Genomic DNA, 23,754 nt, shown 5'->3' with positions numbered 1-23,754 from the left:
AAGTATCCTCTTTTGAGCGATAGCTTGTTGTTTGCCCTCCCAGTGGACGGGCACCTGGTCGAAACCTCTAGTGAGCGTTCCGGCCTTATCCTCTATATAAGGTCATCAAATCGGCTTTCAAGAGTCGGTCATAAAAGAAATATCACTTTTCCCGTTCACCAATATTGGCCCGATCGTATCGAATATCGACCCATGGGCCACTGCTGCCGATCCATAGACTCCCCCATACTGGTCGCACATTCACCCATTATCACGGAGTCAGCCATGAAGATTACTCAGGTTCGCAATGCCACTCTGCTCATCGACTATGCCGGTACACGCTTCCTCGTGGATCCCATGTTGGCCCCCAAGGGCAGCTATCCCGCCTTCGAAGGAACGGCCAACAGCCATCTGCGCAACCCCCTGGTCGAGCTGCCCCTGCCCATGGCCCAGCTGCTCGATGTCGATGCCGTCATCGTCACCCACGATCACCTCGATCACTGGGATGACACAGCCCAGCGGCTGATCCCCAAGAGACTGCCTCTGTTCGTGCAGCACCAGAAAGATGCTGACACCATTCAAGCGGCCGGCTTCGAGGATGTGCGCATCCTGGAAGAGGAGCTGACATTCTCAGGCATCAGCTTGCTCAAGACGGCGGGCCAACATGGCAGCGATGAGATAATGGGTGCGCTGGGAGACAGACTGGGTGAGGTGTGTGGCATCATCTTCAACCATCCCCAGGAGAAATCACTCTATCTGGCAGGAGACACCGTCTGGAATCATGATGTGGCCAGGAGCCTGCAGCGCCACCAGCCCGAGGTCATCATCCTCAACAGCGGCGATGCCCAGATCCCCGGCCTGGGCTCCATCATCATGAACAAGGAAGATCTCCATGCTGTCTACCAGGCGGCGCCGCAGGCCACCCTGATTGCCAGCCACATGGAGGCGGTCAATCACGCCATGCTATCCCGTGCCGAGCTGAGCGACTTTCTGACAGAGCAGGCAATGACGGACCGGGTGCTGATACCGGCAGACGGTGCAGTGATCCACCTCTAAACAGGAGGGCCATGGCATGCCATGGCCCTTCGACTTTTCCGTCAACCCGCATATGATGGCGCAAAGAGCCGCCAGGGATCCGCCTCATGCCCACCACTACTTCCACCACAGTGCCGGTCGTCGCCATCCTGGCCTTCAACCACTTCAGCCCCTTCCACTTCTCGGTACCCTGCCTCATCTTCGGTGACAGCATGTTGCCGGGCCCGCCGTTATTCGAGCTCAGGCTCTGCGCCGGTGAATCTGGTCAACTGCGATCTCCCCAAGGCTTCCTCATCGACAGCCTGCTGCCGCTGGCGGCTGTGGCGGATGCCGATATCATCATCATCCCTTTCTGGCGCAACCCGGCCGAGCGTCCAGAGCCCGCGCTGCTTGAAGCCTTGGTCGCCGCCCGAGCGAGGGGCGCTCAGATAGTCGGGCTCTGCCTTGGCACCTATGTGCTCGCCTATGCAGGGATCCTCGATGGCCACAGGGCTGCCACTCACTGGGAGTTTGAACAGGATTTTGGCCAGCGCTTTCCCCGTGTTCAGCTCGATAGCAATGCACTCTACGTGGATGATGATCGGCTGATCTCCTCGGCAGGCACGGCGGCCGGTCTGGACTGTTGCCTGTATCTGGTGCGCCAGCACTATGGCAGCCGCCTTGCCAACAAGCTGGCGCGGCGACTGGTGATCCCGCCCCACAGAGAAGGCGGTCAGGCCCAGTTCATCGAGCGACCCGTGCCAGCATCGACCCAGGATGCCCGCATCAACCAGCTGCTCGATCACTTGCGTACCCATCTGGCGCAGCCCCATACCCTCGACAGCCTGGCCGACCACTGCCTGATGAGCCGGCGCACCTTTACCCGTCGCTTCCAGCAGGCAACCGGTCTATCCGTCGGGGAGTGGTTGCTTGCCGAGCGCCTCAGACGCAGTCAGGAGCTGCTGGAAGCCAGCAGCCACGCCGTAGAGCGCATCGCCGAGCTGGTGGGCTTCAGTACCGCAACCTCCCTTCGCCAGCACTTTCGTGTCCGCTTCGGGGTCTCGCCAAGTGAGTGGCGCCGAACCTTCCGAGGCCGGGATCCGGCGCCCTTGCTCGACAGGGTCTAGGTACTTTCTCACCGCATTGTTCAGCCATTTCGCTGCCCTTTGGCAAACGCCACGCAAACAAAAAGCCGGTCACAGGGACCGGCTTTTTCAGGGTTGCGTTGATGCAACGGGCGTTGCTTAGACGTCGAGGTTGGCCACCCGCAGGGCGTTGGTCTCGATAAATTCACGACGCGGCTCGACCGCATCCCCCATCAGGGTGGAGAACAGCTGGTCGGCACCGACGGCATCTTCTATGGTGACGCGCAACATGCGACGCGCTTCCGGATCCATGGTGGTCTCCCACAACTGCTCCGGGTTCATCTCACCCAACCCTTTATAGCGCTGGATGTAGATGCCACGCTTGCCTTCGCCCATCAGCCACTCGACGGCTTCCACGAAGTTGTCGACCGGCTTCACCTTCTCGCCCCGCTTGATGAAACCACCCTCCTCGATGAGGTTGGCGATCTCCTTGCCCAGGGAGACCAGCTGGCGGTACTCATTGGACTGCAGGAAGTCATAGCTGATCGGGTATTCGCGATCGACACCGTGCTGACGTACCACGGCGTGGGGTACGAACAGACGACGCTCTTCGTCACGGCGCACCTGGATCTGGTACTGGATGCCGTGGTTGCTCTCGTTGAGCACGAGTTCCATGGCTTGGCACCAGGCCAGCAGATCGCTCTCGCTGGCCAGCAGGGCTTCGTTCAACTCAGGCTGATAGATCAGCTGTGTCAGCACGGCATCCGGGGCGCGGCGGGACATACGGGTGATCAGGTGAGACACGGCGCGGTGCTGGTTGACCAGTCGCTCCAGCGCCTCGCCACCGATGGCTGGGGCGGATTCGTTGACGTGCAGGGTCGCACCGTCCAGCGCCATGGCAGTCTGGTACTGCAGCAGGGCGCTCTCGTCTTTCAGATACTGCTCCTGCTTGCCCTTCTTGACCTTGTAGAGCGGCGGCTGGGCGATATAGACATAGCCACGCTCGATGATTTCCGGCATCTGGCGATAGAAGAAAGTCAGCAGCAGGGTGCGGATGTGCGCACCATCGACGTCCGCATCCGTCATGATGATGATGTTGTGATAGCGCAGCTTGTCCGGGTTGTACTCGTCACGACCGATGCCACAGCCCAGGGCCGTGATCAGGGTGCCCACCTCTTGGGAGGAGATCATGCGATCGAAACGGGCCCGCTCCACGTTCAGGATCTTGCCCTTGAGCGGCAAGATGGCCTGGTTTTTACGGTTGCGACCCTGCTTGGCGGAGCCGCCAGCAGAGTCCCCTTCCACTATGTAGAGTTCGGAGAGGGCCGGGTCTTTCTCCTGGCAGTCTGCCAGCTTGCCGGGCAGGCCGGCGATGTCCAGCGCGCCCTTGCGACGGGTCAGTTCACGGGCCTTGCGGGCGGCCTCACGGGCTCGGGCCGCATCGATGATCTTGTTGACCACGATCTTGGCATCGCCCGGGTTTTCCAGCAGGAATTCGCTCAGCTTCTCACCCATCGCCTGTTCAACGGCGGTCTTCACTTCGGAAGAGACCAGCTTGTCCTTGGTCTGGGAGGAGAACTTGGGATCAGGCACCTTGACCGAGATGACGGCAATCAGACCCTCACGGACGTCGTCGCCACTGGCAGCCGACTTGGCCTTCTTGCTGTAGTCCTCTTTGTCCATATAGGTGTTGAGGGTACGGGTCAGTGCGGTACGGAAGCCCACCAGGTGGGTGCCGCCATCGCGCTGGGGAATGTTGTTGGTGAAGCAGTACACCCCTTCCTGATAGGCGTCGTTCCACTGCATGGCGACTTCGACCCCGATACCGTCCTGCTCGGTGGTGAAGTGGAACACCTTCTGGTGGATCGGCGTCTTGTTCTGGTTCAGGTATTCGACGAAGGCCTTGATGCCCCCCTCGTAGCAGAAGTGCACCTCACGGCCATCACGCTCATCTTCGAGGCGGATAGAGACCCCGGAGTTGAGGAAGGAGAGTTCCCGCAGACGCTTGGCCAGAATATCGTAGTGATACAGGGTGTCGCTGAAGATGGTCGAGCTCGGCCAGAAACGCACTTCGGTACCGGTGCCGGACGAGCTGTCGCCGATCTGCTTGAGCGGCGCCTGCGGCTCACCCAGGTGGTAGGTCTGCTCATAGACATGGCCGTTGCGACGAATGGTCAGCAGCAGCTTGTCAGACAGGGCGTTAACTACGGAGACACCCACGCCATGGAGGCCGCCGGATACCTTGTAGGAGTTGTCATCGAACTTACCGCCGGCGTGCAGTACCGTCATGATGACTTCGGCAGCGGAGCGACCCTCTTCTTCGTGCATGTCGACCGGGATGCCCCGGCCATTGTCACGCACAGAGACGGAGCCATCGGAATGGATCTTGACCTGGATATCGGAACAGTAGCCAGCCAGAGCTTCGTCAATGGAGTTATCGACGACCTCGAACACCATGTGGTGCAGACCCGAGCCATCGTCCGTATCGCCGATATACATCCCCGGGCGCTTACGGACTGCATCCAGCCCCTTAAGCACCTTGATATTCGAGGAGTCGTAAGTATTTTCACTCATAGCTTACTCTCTGCCTTCTCTAGCGTTTCGGAGATCTTGCCTTGTTCCACGTGGAACAACTTGCAGTCATTCGCATCCATCATGTCTGCGAGCTGGCCGGTATCGATGGCGGTGATAAACACCTGAGTCGCACACTGCTTCAGCCTTGCGGCCAACAGACGGCGTTTGTCGATATCCAGTTCAGAGGCAAAATCGTCAATTAAAAAAATACAGCCACGGCTGCTATGTTGATTCAAATAGAGCCCTTGGGCCAGTCGCATGGCACAGACCAACAACTTCAGCTGACCCCGGGACAAAATATCCTGAGCGGGTACTCCATTCGCCTTGAGGCGCACATCGGCCTTCTGGGGGCCAACACCGGTATAACCCAGGTTCTGATCCCGCTCGAATCCCGCCGCCAGCAGATCGCCGAGGGGGGTATCCTTCTCCCAGCCGCGATAAAAGCCGAGACTGATATCGAACTCCGGCAGAAAATCCGCCGTCATCTCCTGGATGAGCGGCGTAATAGCCTGACAATAGCTGGCGCGAAAGCCTGCTAATTCATCACCTAGCCGAGCCAGTTCCTGATCCCAGAATGCCAGCTGGCGATACTGGGTCGCAGTGCGTAGCAGGGCATTGCGCTGCTTGAGCAGCCGCCGTACTCGCCCCCACAAGGAGAAGAATCCCGGCTGCTGGTGAAACACGCCCCAGTCGAGCCAGGCACGACGTGGCTGGGGACCGCCGGTCAGCAGGTCGAAGCCATCGGGATGGATCAACTGCACCGGCAGCAGCTCGGCCAGGTCAGCCAACCGCTGGGCCTGGGCCCCGGCGATCTTGAGCTGGGTGTCGCCGTTTTTTTCCTTGGCCAGACCAATGGGAACGGTGCGCCCGTCGAGCTCGCACTGGGCGAACAAGACAAATCCCTTCTCGCCCTGACGGACAACTCGCCCAGTGAGATGAGTGCGAAAGGAGCGGCCCAGACCAAGGTAGTGAATAGCCTCCAGCACGCTGGTCTTGCCGCTGCCGTTACACCCCACCAGGATATTGAGTCCGGGGGACAGCTTGAGACTGGCTTGCTGGATATTGCGAAAGTCGTTGAGCTGGAGCTTGACCAGGGACACGACTAGATCCGCATCGGCATGACCACGTATTGAGCGTCCTGACTATCAAAATCCTCAATAATGGCACTGCTGATGGAGTCACTCAGGCTGACCCGGATCTGGTCACATTTTAACGTATTCAGCACGTCGAGCACATAGGAGACGTTGAAGCCGATCTCCAGCTCGCTGGCGTCATATTGTACGTCAAGCAGCTCCTCGGCTTCTTCCTGTTCCGGGTTATTGGCGGTGATCCGCAGCAAATGCTGCTGCAAATTGAGACGCACCCCACGGAATTTCTCGTTGGAGAGAATGGCGGCCCGGGAAAATGCCTGGCGCAGATCTTCTCGTCCGGCGATCAGGGCCTTGTCGCTGCCACGGGGGATGACACGGCGCCAATCGGGGAAGCGGCCATCCACCAGCTTGGAGGTAAAGATAAAACCATCGAGGGCGGCGCGCAGGTTGCTGCGACCAATCTGCAAGCGTACCGGTTTGTCTTCCGCCTCCAGCAGCCGCACCAGCTCCAGCACCCCTTTACGGGGCAGGATAACCTGATGATCGGGCAGCGAATCTTCGACGACCTCCCGGCGGCAGGTGGCGAGACGGTGACCATCGGTCGCGACGGTGCGCAGGCCGTGGCCCTCGCTCTCGAACAGCATGCCATTGAGGTAGTAACGCACATCCTGGCTGGCCATGGAGAACTGGGTCGCCTCGATCAGTCGCTTCAGCTCCAGCTGACTGATGTCGAATTCGAGCACGGATTCCCAATCTTCGATATTGGGGTATTCGGTCGCCGGCAGGGTCGACAGGTTGAAGCGGGAGCGACCGGAACGAATGATGAGTCGCTCGCCTTCGGTATTGAAGCGTATCTCAGCCCCTTCCGGCAGGCCGCGGCAGATATCGAGCAGCTTGCGAGCCGGCACTGTCGTGCGGCCATCCTGGCTTGCGCCTTCTAGATGGACCTGGCCTATCATCTCGACTTCGAGATCGGTGCCGGTCAGCGACAGCAAGCCATGGCTCACCTCGAGCAGGACATTGCCGAGGATGGGCAGTGTCGGTCGGCCACCCAGGGCGCCAGACACCAGTTGCAGGGGACGTAACAGGGCCTCGCGGCTAATTTCGAGCTGCATCTGTGCTCTCCGTTGTGATTAGGAGGAAAAGATTCGGATCAGGTTGGAATATTCGCGCTGCATCTGTGCACTCCGTTCCGTGATCAGGACGAAAGGGTACGGATCAGGTTGGAATAGTCTTCCTTGATGTCGTGACTCTCCTCCTTCAGCTGCTCTATCTTGCGGCAGGCATGAAGGACTGTGGTGTGGTCACGGCCACCGAAGGCATCCCCTATTTCCGGCAAACTGTGGTTGGTCAGCTCCTTGGCCAGGGCCATGGCGAGTTGACGAGGGCGGGCCACCGAGCGGGAGCGCCGCTTGGAGAGCAGGTCAGCCAGCTTGATCTTGTAGTACTCGGCCACCGTCTTCTGGATGTTGTCGATGGTCACCAGCTTCTCTTGCAGCGCCAGCAAGTCGCGCAATGCCTCACGCACGAAGTCGATGTTGATGGCCCGGCCGGTGAAGTTGGCGTTGGCGATGACCCGATTAAGGGCGCCTTCCAGTTCACGGACGTTGGATCTCAGTCGCTTGGCGATAAAGAAGGCGACCTCGTCCGGCAGATGGACCTGGTTCTCGTCCGCCTTGCGCATCAGAATGGCCACCCGGGTCTCCAGCTCCGGCGGCTCGATCGCCACCGTCAGCCCCCAACCGAAGCGGGACTTGAGGCGATCTTCGACCCCGTTGATCTCCTTGGGATAGCGATCCGAGGTCAGGATGATCTGCTGGTTACCTTCCAGCAAGGCATTGAAGGTGTGGAAGAACTCCTCCTGGGAGCGCTCCTTGTTGGCGAAGAACTGGATGTCATCGATGAGCAGGGCATCGACGCTACGGTAATAACGCTTGAACTCTTCAATGGCGTTATTCTGCAGCGCCTTCACCATGTCCTGGACGAAGCGCTCGGAGTGCATATAGATGACTTTGGCATCCTTCTTGCGCTCCTTGATGGCATTGCCAACGGCGTGCAGCAGGTGGGTCTTGCCCAAACCGGTGCCGCCATAGAGGAACAGGGGGTTATATGCCCCGCCCGGATTATCGGCCACCTGACGGGCCGCCGCACGGGCCAACTGGTTCGACTTACCCTCGACGAAATTCTCGAAGGTGTAGTTTACGTTGGTGTTGCTCTTGTGGTTCGGTTCCGGCTTGGCGGCGTCCTTGCTTTCCCAGCTCTTCTGCAAGTTATTCACAGGCGCGGCACCGCGCACCGGGGCTCTCGCAACGGCGACGGGGTGGGGACGATTGCCTATATCAAAACGCAGGGTGGGGCCATCAACACCACAGATCTCGGTGATGATGCCATTGACCCGGAGCAGGTACTTGTCACGTACCCAGTCCAGGACGAAGCGATTCGGTGCATACAGGGTCAGAGTATTGTCACTCAACTCCGCTTGAAGCGGCCGGATCCACATGCTGAATTCTGCCGAGGGCAATTCATCTTGCAGCCGGTGAAGGCACTGCTGCCATAGCGAAGCAGTCACTCTGGACTCCCGTTTATTGATTAGCTAAAGACCGGCTATTCTACGTTTTTAGCCGGTGGATCTCTAGCCGCCAGCTCGCGGATCCAGCAAATAAGATCCTTGACTTTCAAGGATCCGACGGCTCAGGATCCCATTTCATCCCCAAACTTACCCACAGCATGAACGAGGCAGGATCCGGGGTGATTCAGGGTTATTTGATATAACCAAATATGATTTATTTTTCAGAACTTATTCCAATAACATTCACTCACTTTCAGTCATTAAAACTAGAAACACAGAACAACAGAGAGAGGTATACCCATGTCTTCATCTATCAAGCTGGTGTCCGGCGCCGCCATATTGTTGGCCATGCTCTCCGGTCAAGCCGTCGCCCAGGAGACCATCAAGGTCGGCATGTCTGGCAAATATTTCCCGTTCACCTTCGTCAAGCAGGACAAACTGCAGGGCTTTGAGGTCGACATGTGGAACCAGATCGGTGAGCGCACCGGCTACAAGGTTGAATTCGTGACCGCCAGCTTCTCCGGCCTGTTTGGCATGCTGGAAACCGGTCGGGTCGATACCATCTCCAACCAGATCACCATCACAGACGAGCGCAAGGCCAAGTACGACTTCTCCCAGCCTTATGTCTATGACGGTGCCCAGATCGTGGTTCGCAAGGGCAACAGCACCATCAATGGTATCAAAGACCTGGAAGGCAAGAAGGTTGCCGTCAACCTGGGCTCCAACTTCGAAGAGCTGCTGCGCAAGAACGATCCTGACCACAAGATGGACATCCGCACCTATGACTCCGCCTTCGAGCAGGATGTCGCCCTGGGCCGTATCGATGCCTTCGTGATGGACCGCGTCTCCACCGCCCAGCTGATCAAAGAGTCCAAGCTGCCGCTGCAGCAGGCTGGCAAGCCGTTCGAGACCATCGAAAACGCCCTGCCCTTCCTGAAGACGCCCAAGCAGCAAGCCCTGCTGGCCAAGGTCGATGAAGCCTTGACTGCCATGCGCAAAGACGGCGCTCTCAAGCAGATCTCCGAGAAGTGGTTCGCGGCGGACATCACCAATAAATAAATGATGGAATTCGATCTCGATTACACGCTGGGGCTGTTTCCGATCCTGCTCAAATACCTGGGCACGACCATGGAAATGGCCCTGTGGGGATTCGTACTGGCACTCGTCCTGTCGCTGATGTTGGCGATAGTGCGGGTGTTTCGCGTTCCCGTCATTCACTGGTTGGCCATGCTCTATATCTCGTTCTTCCGAGGTACCCCGCTGCTGGTCCAGCTGTTCCTGCTCTATTACGGTCTGCCGCAACTCTTTCCCATCTTCGTGGGAATGGACGCTTTTACCGCATCCATCGTCGGCCTGACCCTCCACTTTGCCGCTTACATGGCCGAGTCGATCCGTGCCGCCATTCTGGGTATCCACAAGAGCCAGATGGAAGCCGCCCTCAGCATCGGCATGAGCAAGCTGCAGGCCATGCAGCGCATCATCTTGCCCCAGGCTGCCCGCATCGCCACACCCTCGCTGATGAACTACTTCATCGACATGATCAAGAGTACCTCCCTCGCCTTCACCCTGGGCGTGGCCGAGATCATGGGCAAAGCGCAGATGGAAGCCGCTTCGTCGTTCAAGTTCTTCGAGAGCTTCATGGCGGTGGCCCTGGTCTACTGGGTAGTGGTCATCTTCTTCACCCGCATCCAGCACCTGCTGGAAGTGCGCCTCAACCGCGCCTATTAAGGAGAGACAACTCATGATCAAACTGAGCGGCCTCACCAAGGCATTCGATGGCAATGTTGTGCTCAACAACATTGATCTGGAGATAAAGAAGGGCGAAATCGTGGTCGTCATAGGGCCGTCAGGCACCGGCAAGTCGACCCTGCTGCGCTGCCTCAATCTGCTGGAAACCCCGGATGCCGGCACCCTGGCCATCGACGATATCCAACTCGATCTGGCCAAGGCGAGCGAGAAAGAGGCGATAGAGCTGCGCAAGCGCGCCTCCTTTGTATTCCAGAACTATGCCCTGTTTGCCAACAAGACGGCGCTGGACAACATCGCCGAAGGGTTGGTGACCGTCTGGAAACAGCCCAAGGCGGAGGCTCGTGCCACGGCGCTGGCCATCCTCAAGGAGATAGGCCTCACCGATAAGCAAGATGCCTACCCGGCATCGCTGTCCGGTGGCCAGCAGCAGCGGGTCGGCATCGCCCGCGCCATGGCCGCCCACTCCAAGGTCATACTGTTCGACGAGCCCACCTCGGCCCTCGATCCCGAATGGGTTGATGAAGTGCTGGGTCTGATGAAGCAACTCGCCCGCCGACACCAGACCATGGTGGTGGTCACCCATGAGATAGAGTTTGCCCGGGACGTGGCGGATCGGGTGATCTTCATGGAGGGAGGACGGATCGTCGAGCAGGGTCCACCGGATCAGATACTGGTCGATCCCAAGGATCCCCGTACCCGGGAATTCTTGCGCAAAGTGCTGAAGTAGCACACCACAGGCGGCCTGGCCGCCTTTTTTAATGAAGGATCCTTGTTTAACCAGGGCATGCCAGTATAATCCTGAGCCCGCGATCCTCCGGATCTTGTGTCGGCCCTCTACTTATTTTGCAGTTGGTGACCGATACCGGCTTAGGCGGATTGACTAAAAGCCGAACTCTGTTTAGAATTCGGCCTCTTTTGCTAGTCGTCACACGCTATAGCTGGCGCGTCGGCTCAGTGTGACAATCAAAACTGTACAGAAATACGGAATCTAATCATGAGTAAACGTACTTTTCAGCCGTCCAACCTGAAGCGCAAGCGCTCTCACGGTTTCCGCGCCCGCATGGCTACTGCCAACGGTCGTAAAGTTTTGGCCGCTCGTCGTGCCAAGGGTCGTGCCCGTCTGGCAGCTTAATGCCCACGCCGCACACCTTCGCTCGGGAGTTACGTCTGTTAACTCCCGAACACTTCAAACGCGTTTTCGCAGAGCCTGTCCGGGCCGCTTCCCCGCAAATAACGCTTCTCGCCTGTCCTAATACTCTCGAACATCCCCGTCTTGGTCTCGCTGTGCCCAAAAAAGCACTCAAGCGCGCCGTGTGGCGTAATCGTGTCAAACGAGTGGTACGGGAAAGCTTTCGTCTCAATCAAACCAACCTGCCCGCTATCGACATCGTCGTGATCGCCAAGGCCGGTGTGAAAGAGATGGATAACGAGGAACTCTTCAAGTTACTGGAAAAGCTATGGCGCACCCTGTCACGCCGTTGCAATGGGTAGCTATCAAACTGATACGCCTGTATCAGCTAATCATTAGTCCCCTGCTGGGGCCGCGCTGCCGTTTTACTCCAACTTGTTCCCAATTTGCGATAGAAGCTCTCCGACTTCACGGTTTCATAAAAGGCGTTTGGTTAGCCAGCAAACGTCTATTAAAATGCCATCCCTTATCCGAGGGTGGTTATGACCCGGTTCCGCAACCAAAGCGAAGAAACTGAAGACTATGCAATCACAACGCAATCTACTCCTGATCGGTTTGCTGTTCGTGAGCTTTCTGCTCTGGCAACAGTGGGAGTCCGACAAGGCTCCGAAGCCGGCCCCTGTGGCCCAAACTGAACATTTCGTGCCTGAAGCCGGTCAGACCGGTGATATTCCTCAGGTTTCCGAGCAAGCAGCCGATGCCAATGCCGTCCGCAAGCTGATCACCGTCTCCTCTGACGTGCTCAAACTGACCCTGGATACCCAGGGTGGCGATATCGTTTCTGCCCAACTGCTGGCCCACAAGCTGCAAGAAGGCATGGATGAGCCGTTCACTCTGCTGACCAGCCAGCCCCAGTTCATCTATGTCGCCCAGAGTGGTCTGGTCGGTCGTGATGGTCCGGATAGCCGACCCGAAGGCCGCCCCACCTACGAAGCCGCCCAGACCAGCTTCCAGCTGGCCGAGGGTCAGGATCAAATCGTGGTGCCGATGACCTGGACCGACAGCAAGGGTGTGGTCTTCACCAAGCGCTTCGTGCTCAAGCGAGGTGACTATGCCGTTGGCGTCGATTACCAGATCGACAACAAATCCACCGAACCGGTACAGGTGCAGTTCTACGGTCAGCTCAAGCAGACCGTGACCACGCCCAAGGACCAGGAAGGTCATGCCCTGGTGGCGAGTGCCTACCGCGGTGGTGCCTTCTCCAGCGAAGAGAGCCGCTACAAGAAGTACACCTTCGATGAGATGAAGGATGCCGACCTGAACAAGACCACCAAGGGTGGTTGGGTCGCCATGCTGCAGCACTACTTCGTCTCCGCCTGGGCACCGAACGCCAGCGACACCAACAGCTTCTATAGCCGCACCATCCCTGGCAAAGACCAGGCGATCATCGGCTACAAGGCGCCCATGGTTGACGTGGCTGCCGGCCAGCAGAGCGAAGTGACCAGCAAACTGTGGGTCGGTCCGAAATTGCAGGACAAGATGGCCACGGTTGCCGAGCACCTGGATCTGTCCGTCGATTACGGCTGGCTCTGGTTCATCGCTCAGCCGCTGCACTGGTTGCTGACCGTGTTCCACGGTTTCGTGGGTAACTGGGGTGTGGCCATCATCATGCTGACCCTGCTGGTTCGCGGCATCATGTTCCCGCTGACCAAGGCCCAGTACACCTCCATGGCCAAGATGCGCATGCTTCAGCCCAAGCTGGCCGCGCTCAAGGAACGCTTCGGTGACGATCGCCAGAAGATGTCCCAGGGCATGATGGAGCTGTACAAGAAGGAGAAGGTCAACCCGCTGGGCGGCTGTCTGCCTATCCTGGTCCAGATGCCGATCTTCATCTCCCTGTACTGGGCACTGATGGAATCGGTCGAACTGCGCCACGCGCCGTTTGCCCTCTGGATCACTGACCTGTCGGTCAAGGACCCCTTCTTCGTACTGCCAATCCTCATGGGCGCCTCCATGTGGTATCTGCAGAAGATGAGCCCGACCACCATCACGGACCCCATGCAGCAGAAGGTGATGCAGTTCATGCCCATCATCTTTACCTTCATGTTCCTCTGGTTCCCGGCTGGCCTGACCCTGTACTGGTTGGTGAGTAACGTCATCTCCATTACCCAGCAGACCATCATCTACCGTCAACTGGAGAAGAAAGGGCTGCACACTCGCACCTGATCTTCACAGCCATGACGAAAGAGGCGGCCTTAGGGCCGCCTTTTTTATTACAATGTCCGCAATGACAGAACCCGTTCCCGGATGAGTGAGCCCAAGCAAGATGACAACAGATACCATAGTGGCCCAGGCCACCGCCCCTGGCCGTGGCGGCGTCGGCATAGTGCGGGTCTCAGGCCCCGCTGCCGAACAGGTGGCCGAGATAGTACTCGGCAAGCGACCCCGGGTACGCTATGCCGAGTACCTGCCGTTCAAGGATGAGCAGGATCAGCCGCTGGATCAGGGCATTGCCCTGCTGTTCAAGGCCCCCAACAGCTTCACCGGCGAAGATGTGCTGGAGCTGCAGGGCCACGGCGGCCCCGTCATCATGGATATGCTGGTGCGCCGTATCTTGCAGATCAAAGGGCTGCGCCCCGCCCGCCCCGGCGAGTTCAGCGAACGCGCCTTCATGAACGACAAGCTGGATCTGGCCCAGGCCGAGGCCATCGCCGATCTGATTGAAGCCTCCAGCGAGCAGGCCGCCCGCAGCGCCATGCACTCCCTGCAGGGTCAGTTCTCCAGCAAGATACAGCATCTGGTCGAGAGCCTGATCCACCTGCGCATCTATGTGGAAGCCGCCATCGACTTCCCGGACGAGGAGATAGACTTCCTCTCCGACGGCAAGGTGTCGGGGGACTTGCACGCCATCATGACCGAGCTGGACGGGGTGCGGGCAGAAGCCAAACAGGGTGCCCTGCTGCGCGAAGGGATGAAGGTGGTGATCGCCGGTCGTCCCAACGCGGGCAAGTCCAGCCTGCTCAACGCCCTGGCCGGTCGCGAGTCAGCCATCGTCACCGAGATAGCCGGCACCACCCGCGACGTGCTGCGCGAGCACATTCACCTGGATGGCATGCCACTGCACATCATCGACACCGCTGGCCTGCGCGACACCCAGGATCAGGTGGAAAAGATCGGCATAGAGCGAGCCTGGGCCGAGATAGCCCAGGCCGACCGGGTGCTGTTCATGGTGGATGGCACAACGACCGATGCGATAGACCCGCGGGAGATCTGGCCGGACTTCGTCGATCGCCTGCCAAAAAACATCGGCCTCACCGTGGTGCGCAACAAGGCCGATCTGACCGGCGAAGACTTGGCCCCGAGCCAGGAGCTGGGGCACGCGGTCTATCGCATCTCCGCCAAGACAGAGCTGGGGCTGCCTGCCCTGCGGGATCACCTCAAGGCCTGCATGGGCTTCCAGGGTAATACCGAGGGAGGCTTCATGGCTCGCCGTCGCCACCTGGATGCCCTGGAGCGCGCCGCCGAGCGGCTGCTGGTGGCCAAGGAGCAACTCGAGGTCTATGTCGCCGGTGAGCTGGTGGCCGAGGAGCTGCGCCTGGCACAAGAGTCCCTGTCCGAGATCACCGGCGAGTTCAGCTCGGACGATCTGCTGGGCCGCATCTTCTCCAGTTTCTGCATCGGCAAGTAAGCCCCTGCCCCAGCCAACAAAAAGCCCAAGGCAGTGCCTTGGGCTTTTTCATGGTAAAAAACTGTCATTCGCAACCTTAGAGCCGGCGCAGGCACCACATAAAGTAAGCGCCCCCTAACAAGGTAGAGACCAGCCCGGCCGGGATCTCCATCGGGAAGAGCAGTTGCTGACCCGCCCAGTCAGCCAGCACCATCAACAGGGCGCCGCACAGGCTGGCGCCGAGCAGATGAGCACGCGCTCGCACCAATCCCATCAGCTTGGCCATGTGGGGAGCGAGCAAGCCGACGAATGAGAGTGGCCCTATCACCAGGGTGGCACTGGCGGTGAGCAGGGCCACCAGCAGCAACATAATCAGCTGAGCGCGCTGGGTGTTGACCCCCAGCGCCCCGGCGGCCGCCCCCCCCAAAGGCAGGATATCGAGCCAGCGTCCCAGGGCCAGGGCTCCTGTCAGCATGATGCCTGCCAACAGGGCGAGTCCCAGCGCCATGGGGCCTGTCACGTAATAGGTTGACCCTGAGACCCAGGCCAGCAGCAGTTGCACCCTGGGATCGCCGTTGGCCAGGGCGATGCTCTGCACGGGCTCCAACATGGCGGTGATGGCGATGCCACATAACAGGATCCGCTCGGGCTGAAAGCCACTGCGCCTGTTCAACGCCAGCAACAGCACGAGTACCAGCACAGCCCCGGCAACCCCCGCCAGCAACATCAGCGGCAGTGGCAAGGCGGGTAGCAGGAAGGCCGCCAGCAGTAACCCCATGGCGGTGCCACCACTCACCCCCAGCAGCTCGGGACTCGCCATGGGATTGCGGCTGACCCTTTGCAGCAAGGTTCCCGCCAGCGCCAACAAGATACCGGCAGCGGCCGCCGCCAGGGTGCGGGGCAATCGCCACTCCCATTGCGCCTGCCAGCGTGCCAGTGATGGCCAGCTCCAGCCATTGACGCCCTGCCCCAGCGCCAGTGAGCCTATCAGGGCCAGCAGCAGCGCCAACCCCAGCCCCCACAACAGCCGGGATGGGTGAGGATGGCGCGGTATGGTCAGGGCGGCAGTCACCCTGGGTTGCTGCTTGTGCAGGGCGAGCCGGGGGATGAGCCAGAGCAACAGGGGGGCACCCAACAGTGCCGTCATGGCCCCCGTCGGTATCATCAATGGCCAGAAGCGACTCGCCCCCTGCAACAACAGATCCGTGAGGCTGAGCAGCAGGGCGCCCAACAGCGGGGCCCACAACAGACGTTGGCCGAGGGAGCGAGCCCCTAGCAATCTGACCATGATGGGGGCAGCCAGACCAATGAAACCTATGATGCCGACCACGCTCACCACACAGGCGGTGACAAATACCGCGACGCCCAATCCGGCAAAACGCAGCTTCTTGAGGGAGACCCCCAGGCTGCGAGCACTGGCATCGTCCAGCTCCAGCACAGCCAGGGGGCGAAGCAAGACGGCGGCCAGGCCCAGCCCCAGCAGCAGGCGGGGCAGCAGATAGCTCACCCCCTCCCAGCTATCCTGAGCCAGGGCACCACTGCCCCACACCAGCATGCCCTTGAGCTCTTCCTGATGAAACAGCAGCAGCGCCAGACTGATGGCCCCCAGATAGAGGTTGATCACCAGACCCGCGAAGACGATGACCAGGGGATTAAGATCCCGTCGCCAGGTGAGCATGAAGACCAGGGCCATGGCCCCTGCCCCTCCCGCCATGGCGATCCACTCCCGCGCCACCAGCAGACCCGGGGCCAGCAAGGTTGCCAGCAGGAGCGCAAGCTGGGCCCCCGAGGCGACCCCGAGGGTGGTGGGCGAGGCGAGTGGATTGCGCAGCACTTGTTGCATCAGGACGCCAGCCAGCGCCAGCCCGGCTCCCGCCAGCAGCGTGACGGCGAGTCGCGGCAGCAGGCTAAAGTGCATCACCGCCTGACGGGCATCCCCATAATCCGGGTTCAGCATGGCCTGGGGCCAGAGGGAAAAAGGTAACCAGTGGCTCAATACCCACCCGGCGACCGCGCAGGTCAGCAGCAACAATACCAGGCAGAGCAAGGCCGCGGGGCCCGGTAGTACGCCCCGGTTCAGGGGACGTTGTGACAGGCTATTCATGGGGTACTCCGGCATCGGTGGTCAGAGCCAGGCTCAATTGCTGGGCGAAACGGCGAGCCGACAACACGCCACCGAAACTCCACACGGGAGGAAGATGCAGCGGCTTGGCGCGCTGTACCAGGGGCAGATGTTGCCAGAGTCCGGGGGCCGCCAGCTTGGCGGCCACGCCACTTGGCAAGGGGTCGACGATGACCAGCCGGGCTTCATCCATGGTGGCGAAGCTCTCTATGCTGACCGAGGCGAATCCCCAGTAATTGGTTGGCGCCAGCCAGGCATTGCGCAGCCCCAGCTTGCCCATCACAGAGTCATACATGCTGTGCTGCCCGAACACCCGCACGTGGCGCTCATCGATAAACTGCACCAGCAATAGCGGGGGCAGGTGTTTGGGCAACCCGGCCTTGAGTTCAGCCAGCTCCTCATCCAGCCCGGTCAGCAAGCTGTCCGCCTCCGCTGACTTGTCAACCAGGGCGGCAATGTCCCGGGTCGCGCCGGCGAGCTGAGCCCAATAATCCCCCTCCGGGGAGTAGAGGGTAATGGATTTGACCGGCGCTATCTGGCTCAGAGTGGGGGCCAGGGGGGCAGCCAGGGGCGAGATGAGGATGAGATCAGGTTCGAGTTCGGCCAGCAGCTCACGATTCGGTTGGGCCCGCAGACCGAGATCCACCACGGATGGCGGCATCACGGGCTCCGTCACCCAGGCGCCATAAGAGCCCATGTCCCCCATGCCCGCCGGGGTAATACCCAGGGCAAGCAGGGTCTCGGCGATGGTCCAGTCAACGGTCGCGATACGGGGTTCAGCCTGCACGAAAGAGACAAGCGAGGTCGGCAGGCAGATGAGCCCCAGCAAGGCGATGCCCAGCGATTTGAATCTGTTCACAACGACCTCACAATATGGCGATGGAGTGGCTCTGCGCCGGGTGACGCATCACAGCCATGGGAATGCCGTAGACAGACTCCAGGGTCTCGCTGGTCATGATGGATTCCGGCTCCCCTTGTACCAGCACCGACCCCGAGTGCAGCGCCACCAGATGATCGCAGAAACGGGCCGCCATGTTGATGTCGTGGATGACGATGATGACCCCCAGATCCAGCTGCTGGCAGAGGGTGCGGATCAGGGTCAGCACCTCCATCTGATGGGCCACATCCAGCGCGGCCAAAGGTTCATCCAGCAGGATGAAACGGCTCTCCTGGGCCAGCAACATGGCGAGCCAGACTCGTCCCCGCTCTCCGCCTGAGAGGGTATCCACCAGCCGATCGGCAAAGGCCTGGGTGTGGGTCAGATTGATGGCTTGCTCGACCTTCTCCTTGTCCTGCTGGCGATGACGGCCAAAGAGGCCACGCCAGGGATAACGGCCAAACTCGACCAGCTCGCGGCCCAGCAAGTTATCGGTACTCGGCAGGTGCTGGGGCAGATAGGCAACCTGGCGTGCAAACTCCTGATGACCCCAGTCGGCCAGGGGGCGGCCGTCAAAGCAGATCTCGCCGCCATGGTAATTCTGCTGGCGAGCCAGCAACTTGATCAGGGTCGATTTGCCGGAGCCGTTATGGCCGATGAGACCATAGACCTTGCCCTGCTCGAAGCTCAGGCTGGTGGGTTGCAGCAGCGTCTTGCCCTGAATGGCAAAACCGGCGGATTTCATCTCAAACATCAGCAGTCCCGTTGGTGATGGCGCCCCATGGCAGAGGCGCCCTTGACATCTCGTGGGATGGGCTCCGCTCGACACAAGCCCGGCATACCCGGACGCAGAGCGGATCTGGTGCCCTCCCCTTTAGCTCTCTTGCGGCTCGGCCAGACGGCCCACTACGTCAAGGCTGACTCTGTCGCGCTCGGCACCGACCAGTTCGCTGAGCTGACCCTGGCGCATCTCCAGCAGGCGGTCGGCCAGCGGGAAGTAGTGATCGTCATGGCTGATGGCGATCACCGTCTTGCCCATGGCGTTGAGACGCGGCAGCAACTCGCGGTAGAAGATGCGTCTGAATTCCGGATCCTGATCCGCCGCCCACTCATCGAACAGCATGATGTCGCGCTGCTCGGCAACCGCCAGCAACAGGGCGACCCGCTTACGCTGCCCCTGGGAGAGCTGGATATTGGTGACATGAGCCCCATCGAGCACCAGCTTGCTCTCCATCTGCAACAGATGCAGCCATTGCTGGACCCGCTCGGGATCCGGCTCTTCACCGTCAGGCCCCATCAGGCGATCGAACAGGTGATAATCGGTGAAGATGGCGGAGAAGAGACCAAGATAGGCCTCCCTGTCGGTGACGGGCTCGCCATCGAGCAAGATCTCACCGCTGACCGGTCGATAGAGCCCGGTCAGCAGCATCGCCAGGGTCGACTTGCCCGAGCCATTGCCGCCGATGACGAACAGCTGCTCGCCACGGTGGATCTCAAGGTCGATGGGACCGACGCTGAAACCGGCCCGACCGCCCTGGCCATCATGATGGAACACGACCTGCTTCAGACTGAGGGTTTGCCACTGTGCCTGCCCATCCTGAGGCGAGACGGCACGCACCGCGAACTCGGGTTCGTGGTCGGCCAGTTCCAGGGATCTGAGCTTGTTGAAGGCAACCTGAGCCGCCAGCAAGGTGGGCAAGGCGCCGATCGCCTGCAACAAGGGGGTACGCAGGAATAGCAGAGTCAGGGCATAGGTGGCCGCCACATTGGTATTGGCCCAGCCCAGCCCGTTCGCCAGGAAGAAGGCAAGGCCTATGGCCCCCAGCATCATGATATTCGACCAGTTGATGGCGCTGAGATGGAAGGTGTCGGCCCTGATGATGTGGTGGCGATAGTCGAGGGCGTTGGGTTCATATTGCTGCTGATAGAGATGACGGGCTCGGTCCCGGTTCAGGGCCAGCTCCTTGTTACCCTCTATCATGGCCTGATAGTCGCGATAGAGGCGATCCTCTGCGGCGCGCATCAGTCCCAGATGGCTATAAACCCGTTTGACCAGCAGCCAGCCGATCAGCATGGTGGCACCGACCCAGAGCGCGGTCCACAGCAGCATACCGAGCGAGAGCCAGCCGAGGTAAATGGCCGATCCCAGGGTCAAAATGGTGCCCTGGATAAGCTCGGGCAGGCGCACGAAGGCGATGGTGATACTGCCGATATCACTGGAGAGGGAGGCGAGCAGCGGCCCCTGGCCGATGCGTTTTACCTGGGCGACATCGGTATCGAGCAGTTGCTTGAGCAACTTGCCACGCAGGTGATAAACAAAATGGTGACCGAGGGTGGTCAGTGCCAACTGCGAACTGAGCGTGACAACCATGAGCGCCAGGATAAGGCCGAGCAGCTGGAAGATAACGGAAACAGGATCGCCTACTGATTCGATCAGATAGCTATTGATAAAGGCGATGACCCCGATCCCGAGCAGGGCAGAGCCCAGGCTGAGCAGGGTAATGGCGATGAATGGCCAGCGATAGTGGCGATAGACGAGGTAGAGCAGCTCCATGAAATTCTCTGTCGGGTATGAAAGGGAAACGGGTTGCCCTGAGGGCAACCCGAGTCAGATTACCAGCGGTAGTTGACGCTACCTACCACACTGCGGGGCTCACCGTAGTAGCAGTAGTAGTCACAGCTGGCGACATAGGTGTCATCGAGCAGGTTGTTGACGTTGATCTGGGCACGCCAGTTCTTGGCAAAGTCATACCCGATCATCGCATCCCATACCGTCTGGGCCGGCACCTCGGCCGAACCGTAGATGGGGTTGTAGTTGGCATCCACGGCGCCTATGCCGACGCTGGAGCCGATATAGCGCACCCCGGTACCCACTTCCAGCCCGGAGACCGGGCCTTGCTGCACCTTGTAGTTACCCCAGAAGGAGGCCTGGTGACGCGGGATCAGGCTGGCGCGACGATCGCCATCACCGGTGTCATTGGTCTTGGCATCGGTATAGGTGTAAGCCCCGGTCAGGCGCAGCGCCGCGGTCGCCTGCACGCTCCCTTCCAGCTCTATGCCCTGGGAGGTCACCTCACCCGCCTGGGTCTGCTGGCCGGAACCGGTGGAGACCAGCGAGTTGGTCTGCTCCAGATCGAACAGCGCCAGATTGATGTAGCCATCGAGGAAGCTGGGGGCGTACTTGATACCGGTCTCGTACAACTTGCCTTCCAGCGGCTTGTAGGAGTTCTTGGTATTGGGATCGATGCCCGGCAGCACTTCAAATGACTCGGCATAAGTGAAGTAAGGGGAGAGACCATTGTCGGCCAGGTACATCAGGCTGCCGGAGAGGGAGAGGTTGTCATCATACTGTCTCTCGTTCTTGCTGGTCGCTTCGCTGATGTTGTGGGTCTCCACATAGTCGAAGCGGCCACCGGCGGTCAGCAACCAGCGATCATCCCAACGGATCTGATGCTGGGCATAGAGGCCGCTCTGACCCTTGGTGCTCTTCTGATAGGTGGCCGTAGACTCATCAAAGCCTGGGAAGTTGCCATGATCCGGGTGCATGGTATCGATGGATCCCATGCCGTAGTTGTCGGCCTCATCCCCTTCATTGACGTGGCGCTGCAGATCGACCCCCAGCAGCAGGGTCTGCTCGGTGCGATCCGTACTCCAGTAGCCCACCATCTGGTTGTCCATGTTGATACTCTTGGTATCGCCATCACGGTAGATCAGACCACGGTAAGCGGTGGTGCTGTCGTAGGTTGGGAAAATATAGGTCTGACGCAGCAGCAGATCGTTGTAGTTGAAGCGGACGTTCTGCTTGAACTCCCAGGTCTGGTTGATCTGGTGGGAGAGCTCATAACCGGCGGAAATCTGGGTGTTGCGGTTGCGATCGTAGTCCGGCTGGCTCAAGTTGGTGCTGGGATCGATCTGGCCCTCTTCGGTATTGAGGGTGCCATAGACAGGGAAGAAGCCGTTGGTGGGCACCCCTTCGTCATGCTGGAAGCTGGCCAGCAGGGTGAGACTGGTGCTATCGGAGATATCCAGGGTCACACTTGGCGCCACATAGGCACGCTCATTGTAGGTACCGTCCAGCACGCCATCACGCTCGTTGTAGAGCGCAACAAAACGATAGCGGCTGTCGTCGGTCAGCTGGTCGGAGACATCCACCCCCACCTGACGATGATCCCGGTCGCCCAGTTGCAGATTCACCAGCCCCTGCGGCGTGGCGGTAGGACGCTTGCTCATGGCATTGACCACGCCACCGGGAGGCGCCTCGCCATACAGAATAGAGGCGGGTCCCTTCAATAACTCCACACTTTCCAGGCCGAAAGGCTCCGGGGTCCACACATAGTAGCCGGTGCTGAACAGGCGGTTACCGTCCAGATAAGAGGCGGCATCGAAGCCACGTACCTTGAACCAGTTGGTGTTGTTATCCGAGCCATAGAGGCCGGAGAGGACGCCGGAGCGATAACGCAGGGATTCGTCGAGCTGCAGCACGGCGTGCTGATCCAGCTCCTCGCGATCCACCACGGAAACGGCGCGAGGGGTCTCGGCCATCGGCACCTCGACCTTCATGGCGGTACCCGTTACCACCATGGTTTCGCTCGCCTTGGGCAGGGCTTCTTCAGCAATGGCTGGCAGCGCCCCAAACAGGCAGGCCAGGGGGATCAAGCGGCCGAGAATGGATCGTTGAGGAGTAAAATGATTGGCTAGTAGTGTCATGTTTAAGTCTCAAGTTTTCTATGAGTCAGGCTTTGTTTTTATGGGTCGAGTCTGGGCTCGCTCTGCCGTCAAAGCGGCCAATAATGCAGCGTCATGCTACTACAGGAGGGTTTTCGAATCGATTCAATAATTGCCAATCATTTGCATCCGCATTGACATTAAACAAAGAGATCCTGTCGATTATTGATAAACAGGACACATAAGGGTCTAGGTAGAATCCCTCTATATAAAGGAGGGGGCCATGATGGGCCCCCTTCGATGATCCGGATCCGGATGCCGCCAAAAAATAAATCGCGCGAATTTCCCCGATTCTTATCCATTTTTATCCACATGCATTGGCGGTAGAATCCGGATCCTCAACGCATTCAAAAGGCATACCCCCATGGCCAAATTCAACCTCATCGTCGGCTCTATGTTAGGTGCTGCCGAGTACGTCGCCGACCATGTCGCCGATCTGCTCAATCAAGCCGGTCATCAGAGCGAGATCCATAATCCCGCCCGGCTCGCCGCCATAGCCGCCGAACCGGACGCCATACTGCTGGTGGTCACGTCCACCCATGGTGCCGGGGAGGTGCCGGACAACCTCCAGCCCTTCGTTAAAGATCTTTATGAACAAAAACCGGATCTTGGCGCATTTCGCTATGGTGTGATCGCACTGGGTGACCGCAGTTACGACACCTTTTGTGCGGGCGGCAAGACCCTGGATCAACGGCTGGCCGAATGCGGTGCCAGCCGGATCGGTGAACGGCTTGAGATAGACGTGACCCAGTACGAGATACCGGAAGATGCCGCCGAAGCCTGGATCCAGCCCTGGATGGCTTCGATCTCCTGATCAACCCGGGAGATCCCTTTTCAAAGCCGGATCTCCCCTGCCCCGCCTCGATTTACTATCCACCAGGTTATTCACAATCCGATCCCACTGACTTGTTCTACAAGGTTACCCACAACAACTGGGGGTAATGTGGATAACTATGCTTGAAACCTATGTAAAACCTATAGTTATCCTATGTATCAGATCCAGGCGGTTGAGGGGCTGTGTATAAAAGCACTGGTTGTCCCCCGGTTCACGGGGCCAGGATCCAAGCTTTTCCACAGGCTGGGATCGCCTTTAAGATAATGATCTTTATGATCAAAAAGTGCTTATCAACAGAAACGCTGGATCCTAATAAAAGATCTAATAAGAGATCGATC

The 23,754-nt window shown here is 59.4% G+C and carries 20 protein-coding genes; 11 read left to right on the top strand and 9 right to left on the bottom strand.

Annotated features, from left to right (window positions below):
- The first annotated feature begins 264 nt into the window (after positions 1-264).
- Positions 265-1,035, top strand: a complete 771-nt coding sequence (locus M2367_RS16440) for an MBL fold metallo-hydrolase (protein WP_259237295.1) — start codon at positions 265-267, stop codon at positions 1,033-1,035.
- Between the two features lie 86 nt (positions 1,036-1,121).
- On the top strand, positions 1,122-2,120 hold the full coding sequence (locus M2367_RS16435) for a GlxA family transcriptional regulator (protein WP_259237294.1): 999 nt from the start codon (positions 1,122-1,124) through the stop codon (positions 2,118-2,120).
- 117 nt (positions 2,121-2,237) lie between these two features.
- Here M2367_RS16435 and gyrB read toward each other — a convergent pair whose 3' ends face one another.
- The 4 genes from gyrB to dnaA all read right to left on the bottom strand — a co-directional run bounded on the left by gyrB (position 2,238) and on the right by dnaA (position 8,312).
- Complete coding sequence (gene gyrB / locus M2367_RS16430) at positions 2,238-4,652, bottom strand: DNA topoisomerase (ATP-hydrolyzing) subunit B (protein ID WP_042043991.1); 2,415 nt, start codon at positions 4,650-4,652, stop codon at positions 2,238-2,240.
- Positions 4,649-5,752, bottom strand: a complete 1,104-nt coding sequence (gene recF / locus M2367_RS16425) for a DNA replication/repair protein RecF (protein ID WP_259237293.1) — start codon at positions 5,750-5,752, stop codon at positions 4,649-4,651. Before recF ends, gyrB begins: the two co-directional genes overlap by 4 nt.
- A 2-nt stretch (positions 5,753-5,754) precedes the next feature.
- Positions 5,755-6,858 (bottom strand): DNA polymerase III subunit beta, encoded by a 1,104-nt coding sequence (dnaN, locus tag M2367_RS16420; RefSeq protein ID WP_042043994.1) that lies wholly within the window; start codon positions 6,856-6,858, stop codon positions 5,755-5,757.
- An 83-nt stretch (positions 6,859-6,941) separates the two neighbouring features.
- Positions 6,942-8,312, bottom strand: a complete 1,371-nt coding sequence (dnaA, locus tag M2367_RS16415; protein ID WP_005893135.1) for a chromosomal replication initiator protein DnaA — start codon at positions 8,310-8,312, stop codon at positions 6,942-6,944.
- A 300-nt stretch (positions 8,313-8,612) separates the two neighbouring features.
- On the opposite strand from dnaA, the gene M2367_RS16410 reads away from it, so the two are divergent.
- From M2367_RS16410 to mnmE, 8 genes are all read left to right on the top strand, one after another.
- Positions 8,613-9,371 carry an amino acid ABC transporter substrate-binding protein gene (locus M2367_RS16410; RefSeq protein ID WP_042043995.1) on the top strand — a complete coding sequence of 253 codons (759 nt, stop codon included), beginning with the start codon at positions 8,613-8,615 and terminating at the stop codon, positions 9,369-9,371.
- Positions 9,372-10,040, top strand: a complete 669-nt coding sequence (locus M2367_RS16405; protein WP_224431644.1) for an amino acid ABC transporter permease — start codon at positions 9,372-9,374, stop codon at positions 10,038-10,040. It begins immediately after the preceding gene.
- 13 nt (positions 10,041-10,053) lie between these two features.
- Positions 10,054-10,788, top strand: a complete 735-nt coding sequence (locus tag M2367_RS16400; RefSeq protein WP_042043998.1) for an amino acid ABC transporter ATP-binding protein — start codon at positions 10,054-10,056, stop codon at positions 10,786-10,788.
- Positions 10,789-11,055: 267 nt separating this feature from the next.
- Complete coding sequence (rpmH, locus tag M2367_RS16395; protein WP_005893143.1) at positions 11,056-11,193, top strand: 50S ribosomal protein L34; 138 nt, start codon at positions 11,056-11,058, stop codon at positions 11,191-11,193.
- Entirely contained in the window at positions 11,193-11,552 is a 360-nt protein-coding gene (gene rnpA / locus M2367_RS16390) for a ribonuclease P protein component (protein ID WP_005893145.1), read from the top strand. The genes rpmH and rnpA overlap by 1 nt, the downstream gene beginning before the upstream one ends.
- Positions 11,519-11,767 (top strand): membrane protein insertion efficiency factor YidD, encoded by a 249-nt coding sequence (gene yidD, locus M2367_RS16385; protein WP_005893148.1) that lies wholly within the window; start codon positions 11,519-11,521, stop codon positions 11,765-11,767. Before rnpA ends, yidD begins: the two co-directional genes overlap by 34 nt.
- 5 nt (positions 11,768-11,772) lie before the next feature.
- Positions 11,773-13,416 (top strand): membrane protein insertase YidC, encoded by a 1,644-nt coding sequence (gene yidC / locus M2367_RS16380; protein ID WP_259237292.1) that lies wholly within the window; start codon positions 11,773-11,775, stop codon positions 13,414-13,416.
- Between the two features lie 100 nt (positions 13,417-13,516).
- A complete protein-coding gene (gene mnmE, locus M2367_RS16375; protein ID WP_042044001.1) occupies positions 13,517-14,878 on the top strand; it encodes a tRNA uridine-5-carboxymethylaminomethyl(34) synthesis GTPase MnmE in 1,362 nt (453 codons plus the stop codon).
- Between the two features lie 76 nt (positions 14,879-14,954).
- Here the strand turns inward: mnmE and fhuB are convergent, their stop codons facing one another.
- The 5 genes from fhuB to M2367_RS16350 form a co-directional block, all read right to left on the bottom strand.
- Complete coding sequence (fhuB, locus tag M2367_RS16370; RefSeq protein WP_259237291.1) at positions 14,955-16,961, bottom strand: Fe(3+)-hydroxamate ABC transporter permease FhuB; 2,007 nt, start codon at positions 16,959-16,961, stop codon at positions 14,955-14,957.
- The gene (locus tag M2367_RS16365; RefSeq protein WP_259237322.1) at positions 16,954-17,808 is read right to left on the bottom strand and encodes an iron-siderophore ABC transporter substrate-binding protein; all 855 of its coding nucleotides are present in this window, start codon (positions 17,806-17,808) and stop codon (positions 16,954-16,956) included. Before M2367_RS16365 ends, fhuB begins: the two co-directional genes overlap by 8 nt.
- A 37-nt stretch (positions 17,809-17,845) precedes the next feature.
- Complete coding sequence (locus M2367_RS16360) at positions 17,846-18,610, bottom strand: ATP-binding cassette domain-containing protein (protein WP_224431640.1); 765 nt, start codon at positions 18,608-18,610, stop codon at positions 17,846-17,848.
- Positions 18,611-18,730: 120 nt separating this feature from the next.
- Entirely contained in the window at positions 18,731-20,410 is a 1,680-nt protein-coding gene (locus tag M2367_RS16355; RefSeq protein WP_259237290.1) for a multidrug ABC transporter permease/ATP-binding protein, read from the bottom strand.
- A 59-nt stretch (positions 20,411-20,469) separates the two neighbouring features.
- Positions 20,470-22,563 carry a TonB-dependent siderophore receptor gene (locus tag M2367_RS16350; RefSeq protein ID WP_224431638.1) on the bottom strand — a complete coding sequence of 698 codons (2,094 nt, stop codon included), beginning with the start codon at positions 22,561-22,563 and terminating at the stop codon, positions 20,470-20,472.
- A 382-nt stretch (positions 22,564-22,945) separates the two neighbouring features.
- Here M2367_RS16350 and mioC point away from each other — a divergent pair, with 382 nt between their 5' ends.
- A complete protein-coding gene (mioC, locus tag M2367_RS16345; protein WP_042044007.1) occupies positions 22,946-23,395 on the top strand; it encodes an FMN-binding protein MioC in 450 nt (149 codons plus the stop codon).
- Positions 23,396-23,754 lie beyond the last annotated feature (359 nt).

This window comes from Aeromonas sp. BIGb0445, assembly GCF_024809075.1.
GTDB classification, from domain to species: Bacteria; Pseudomonadota; Gammaproteobacteria; order Enterobacterales; family Aeromonadaceae; genus Aeromonas; species Aeromonas rivuli.
The sequence above is the reverse complement of the archived record's forward strand: the minus strand, read 5'-3'. Positions and strand labels throughout refer to the sequence as shown.

Coding starts and splice junctions, on each gene's coding strand:
- gyrB (WP_042043991.1), bottom strand. CDS start 4,652: ATGAGTGAAAATACTTACGACTCCTCGAATATCAAGGTGCTTAAGGGG.
- M2367_RS16360 (WP_224431640.1), bottom strand. CDS start 18,610: ATGTTTGAGATGAAATCCGCCGGTTTTGCCATTCAGGGCAAGACGCTG.
- rpmH (WP_005893143.1), top strand. CDS start 11,056: ATGAGTAAACGTACTTTTCAGCCGTCCAACCTGAAGCGCAAGCGCTCT.
- rnpA (WP_005893145.1), top strand. CDS start 11,193: ATGCCCACGCCGCACACCTTCGCTCGGGAGTTACGTCTGTTAACTCCC.
- dnaN (WP_042043994.1), bottom strand. CDS start 6,858: ATGCAGCTCGAAATTAGCCGCGAGGCCCTGTTACGTCCCCTGCAACTG.
- M2367_RS16355 (WP_259237290.1), bottom strand. CDS start 20,410: ATGGAGCTGCTCTACCTCGTCTATCGCCACTATCGCTGGCCATTCATC.
- yidD (WP_005893148.1), top strand. CDS start 11,519: ATGGCGCACCCTGTCACGCCGTTGCAATGGGTAGCTATCAAACTGATA.
- M2367_RS16410 (WP_042043995.1), top strand. CDS start 8,613: ATGTCTTCATCTATCAAGCTGGTGTCCGGCGCCGCCATATTGTTGGCC.
- mioC (WP_042044007.1), top strand. CDS start 22,946: ATGGCCAAATTCAACCTCATCGTCGGCTCTATGTTAGGTGCTGCCGAG.
- M2367_RS16400 (WP_042043998.1), top strand. CDS start 10,054: ATGATCAAACTGAGCGGCCTCACCAAGGCATTCGATGGCAATGTTGTG.
- fhuB (WP_259237291.1), bottom strand. CDS start 16,961: ATGAATAGCCTGTCACAACGTCCCCTGAACCGGGGCGTACTACCGGGC.
- M2367_RS16405 (WP_224431644.1), top strand. CDS start 9,372: ATGATGGAATTCGATCTCGATTACACGCTGGGGCTGTTTCCGATCCTG.
- M2367_RS16435 (WP_259237294.1), top strand. CDS start 1,122: ATGCCCACCACTACTTCCACCACAGTGCCGGTCGTCGCCATCCTGGCC.
- M2367_RS16440 (WP_259237295.1), top strand. CDS start 265: ATGAAGATTACTCAGGTTCGCAATGCCACTCTGCTCATCGACTATGCC.
- yidC (WP_259237292.1), top strand. CDS start 11,773: ATGCAATCACAACGCAATCTACTCCTGATCGGTTTGCTGTTCGTGAGC.
- mnmE (WP_042044001.1), top strand. CDS start 13,517: ATGACAACAGATACCATAGTGGCCCAGGCCACCGCCCCTGGCCGTGGC.
- M2367_RS16350 (WP_224431638.1), bottom strand. CDS start 22,563: ATGACACTACTAGCCAATCATTTTACTCCTCAACGATCCATTCTCGGC.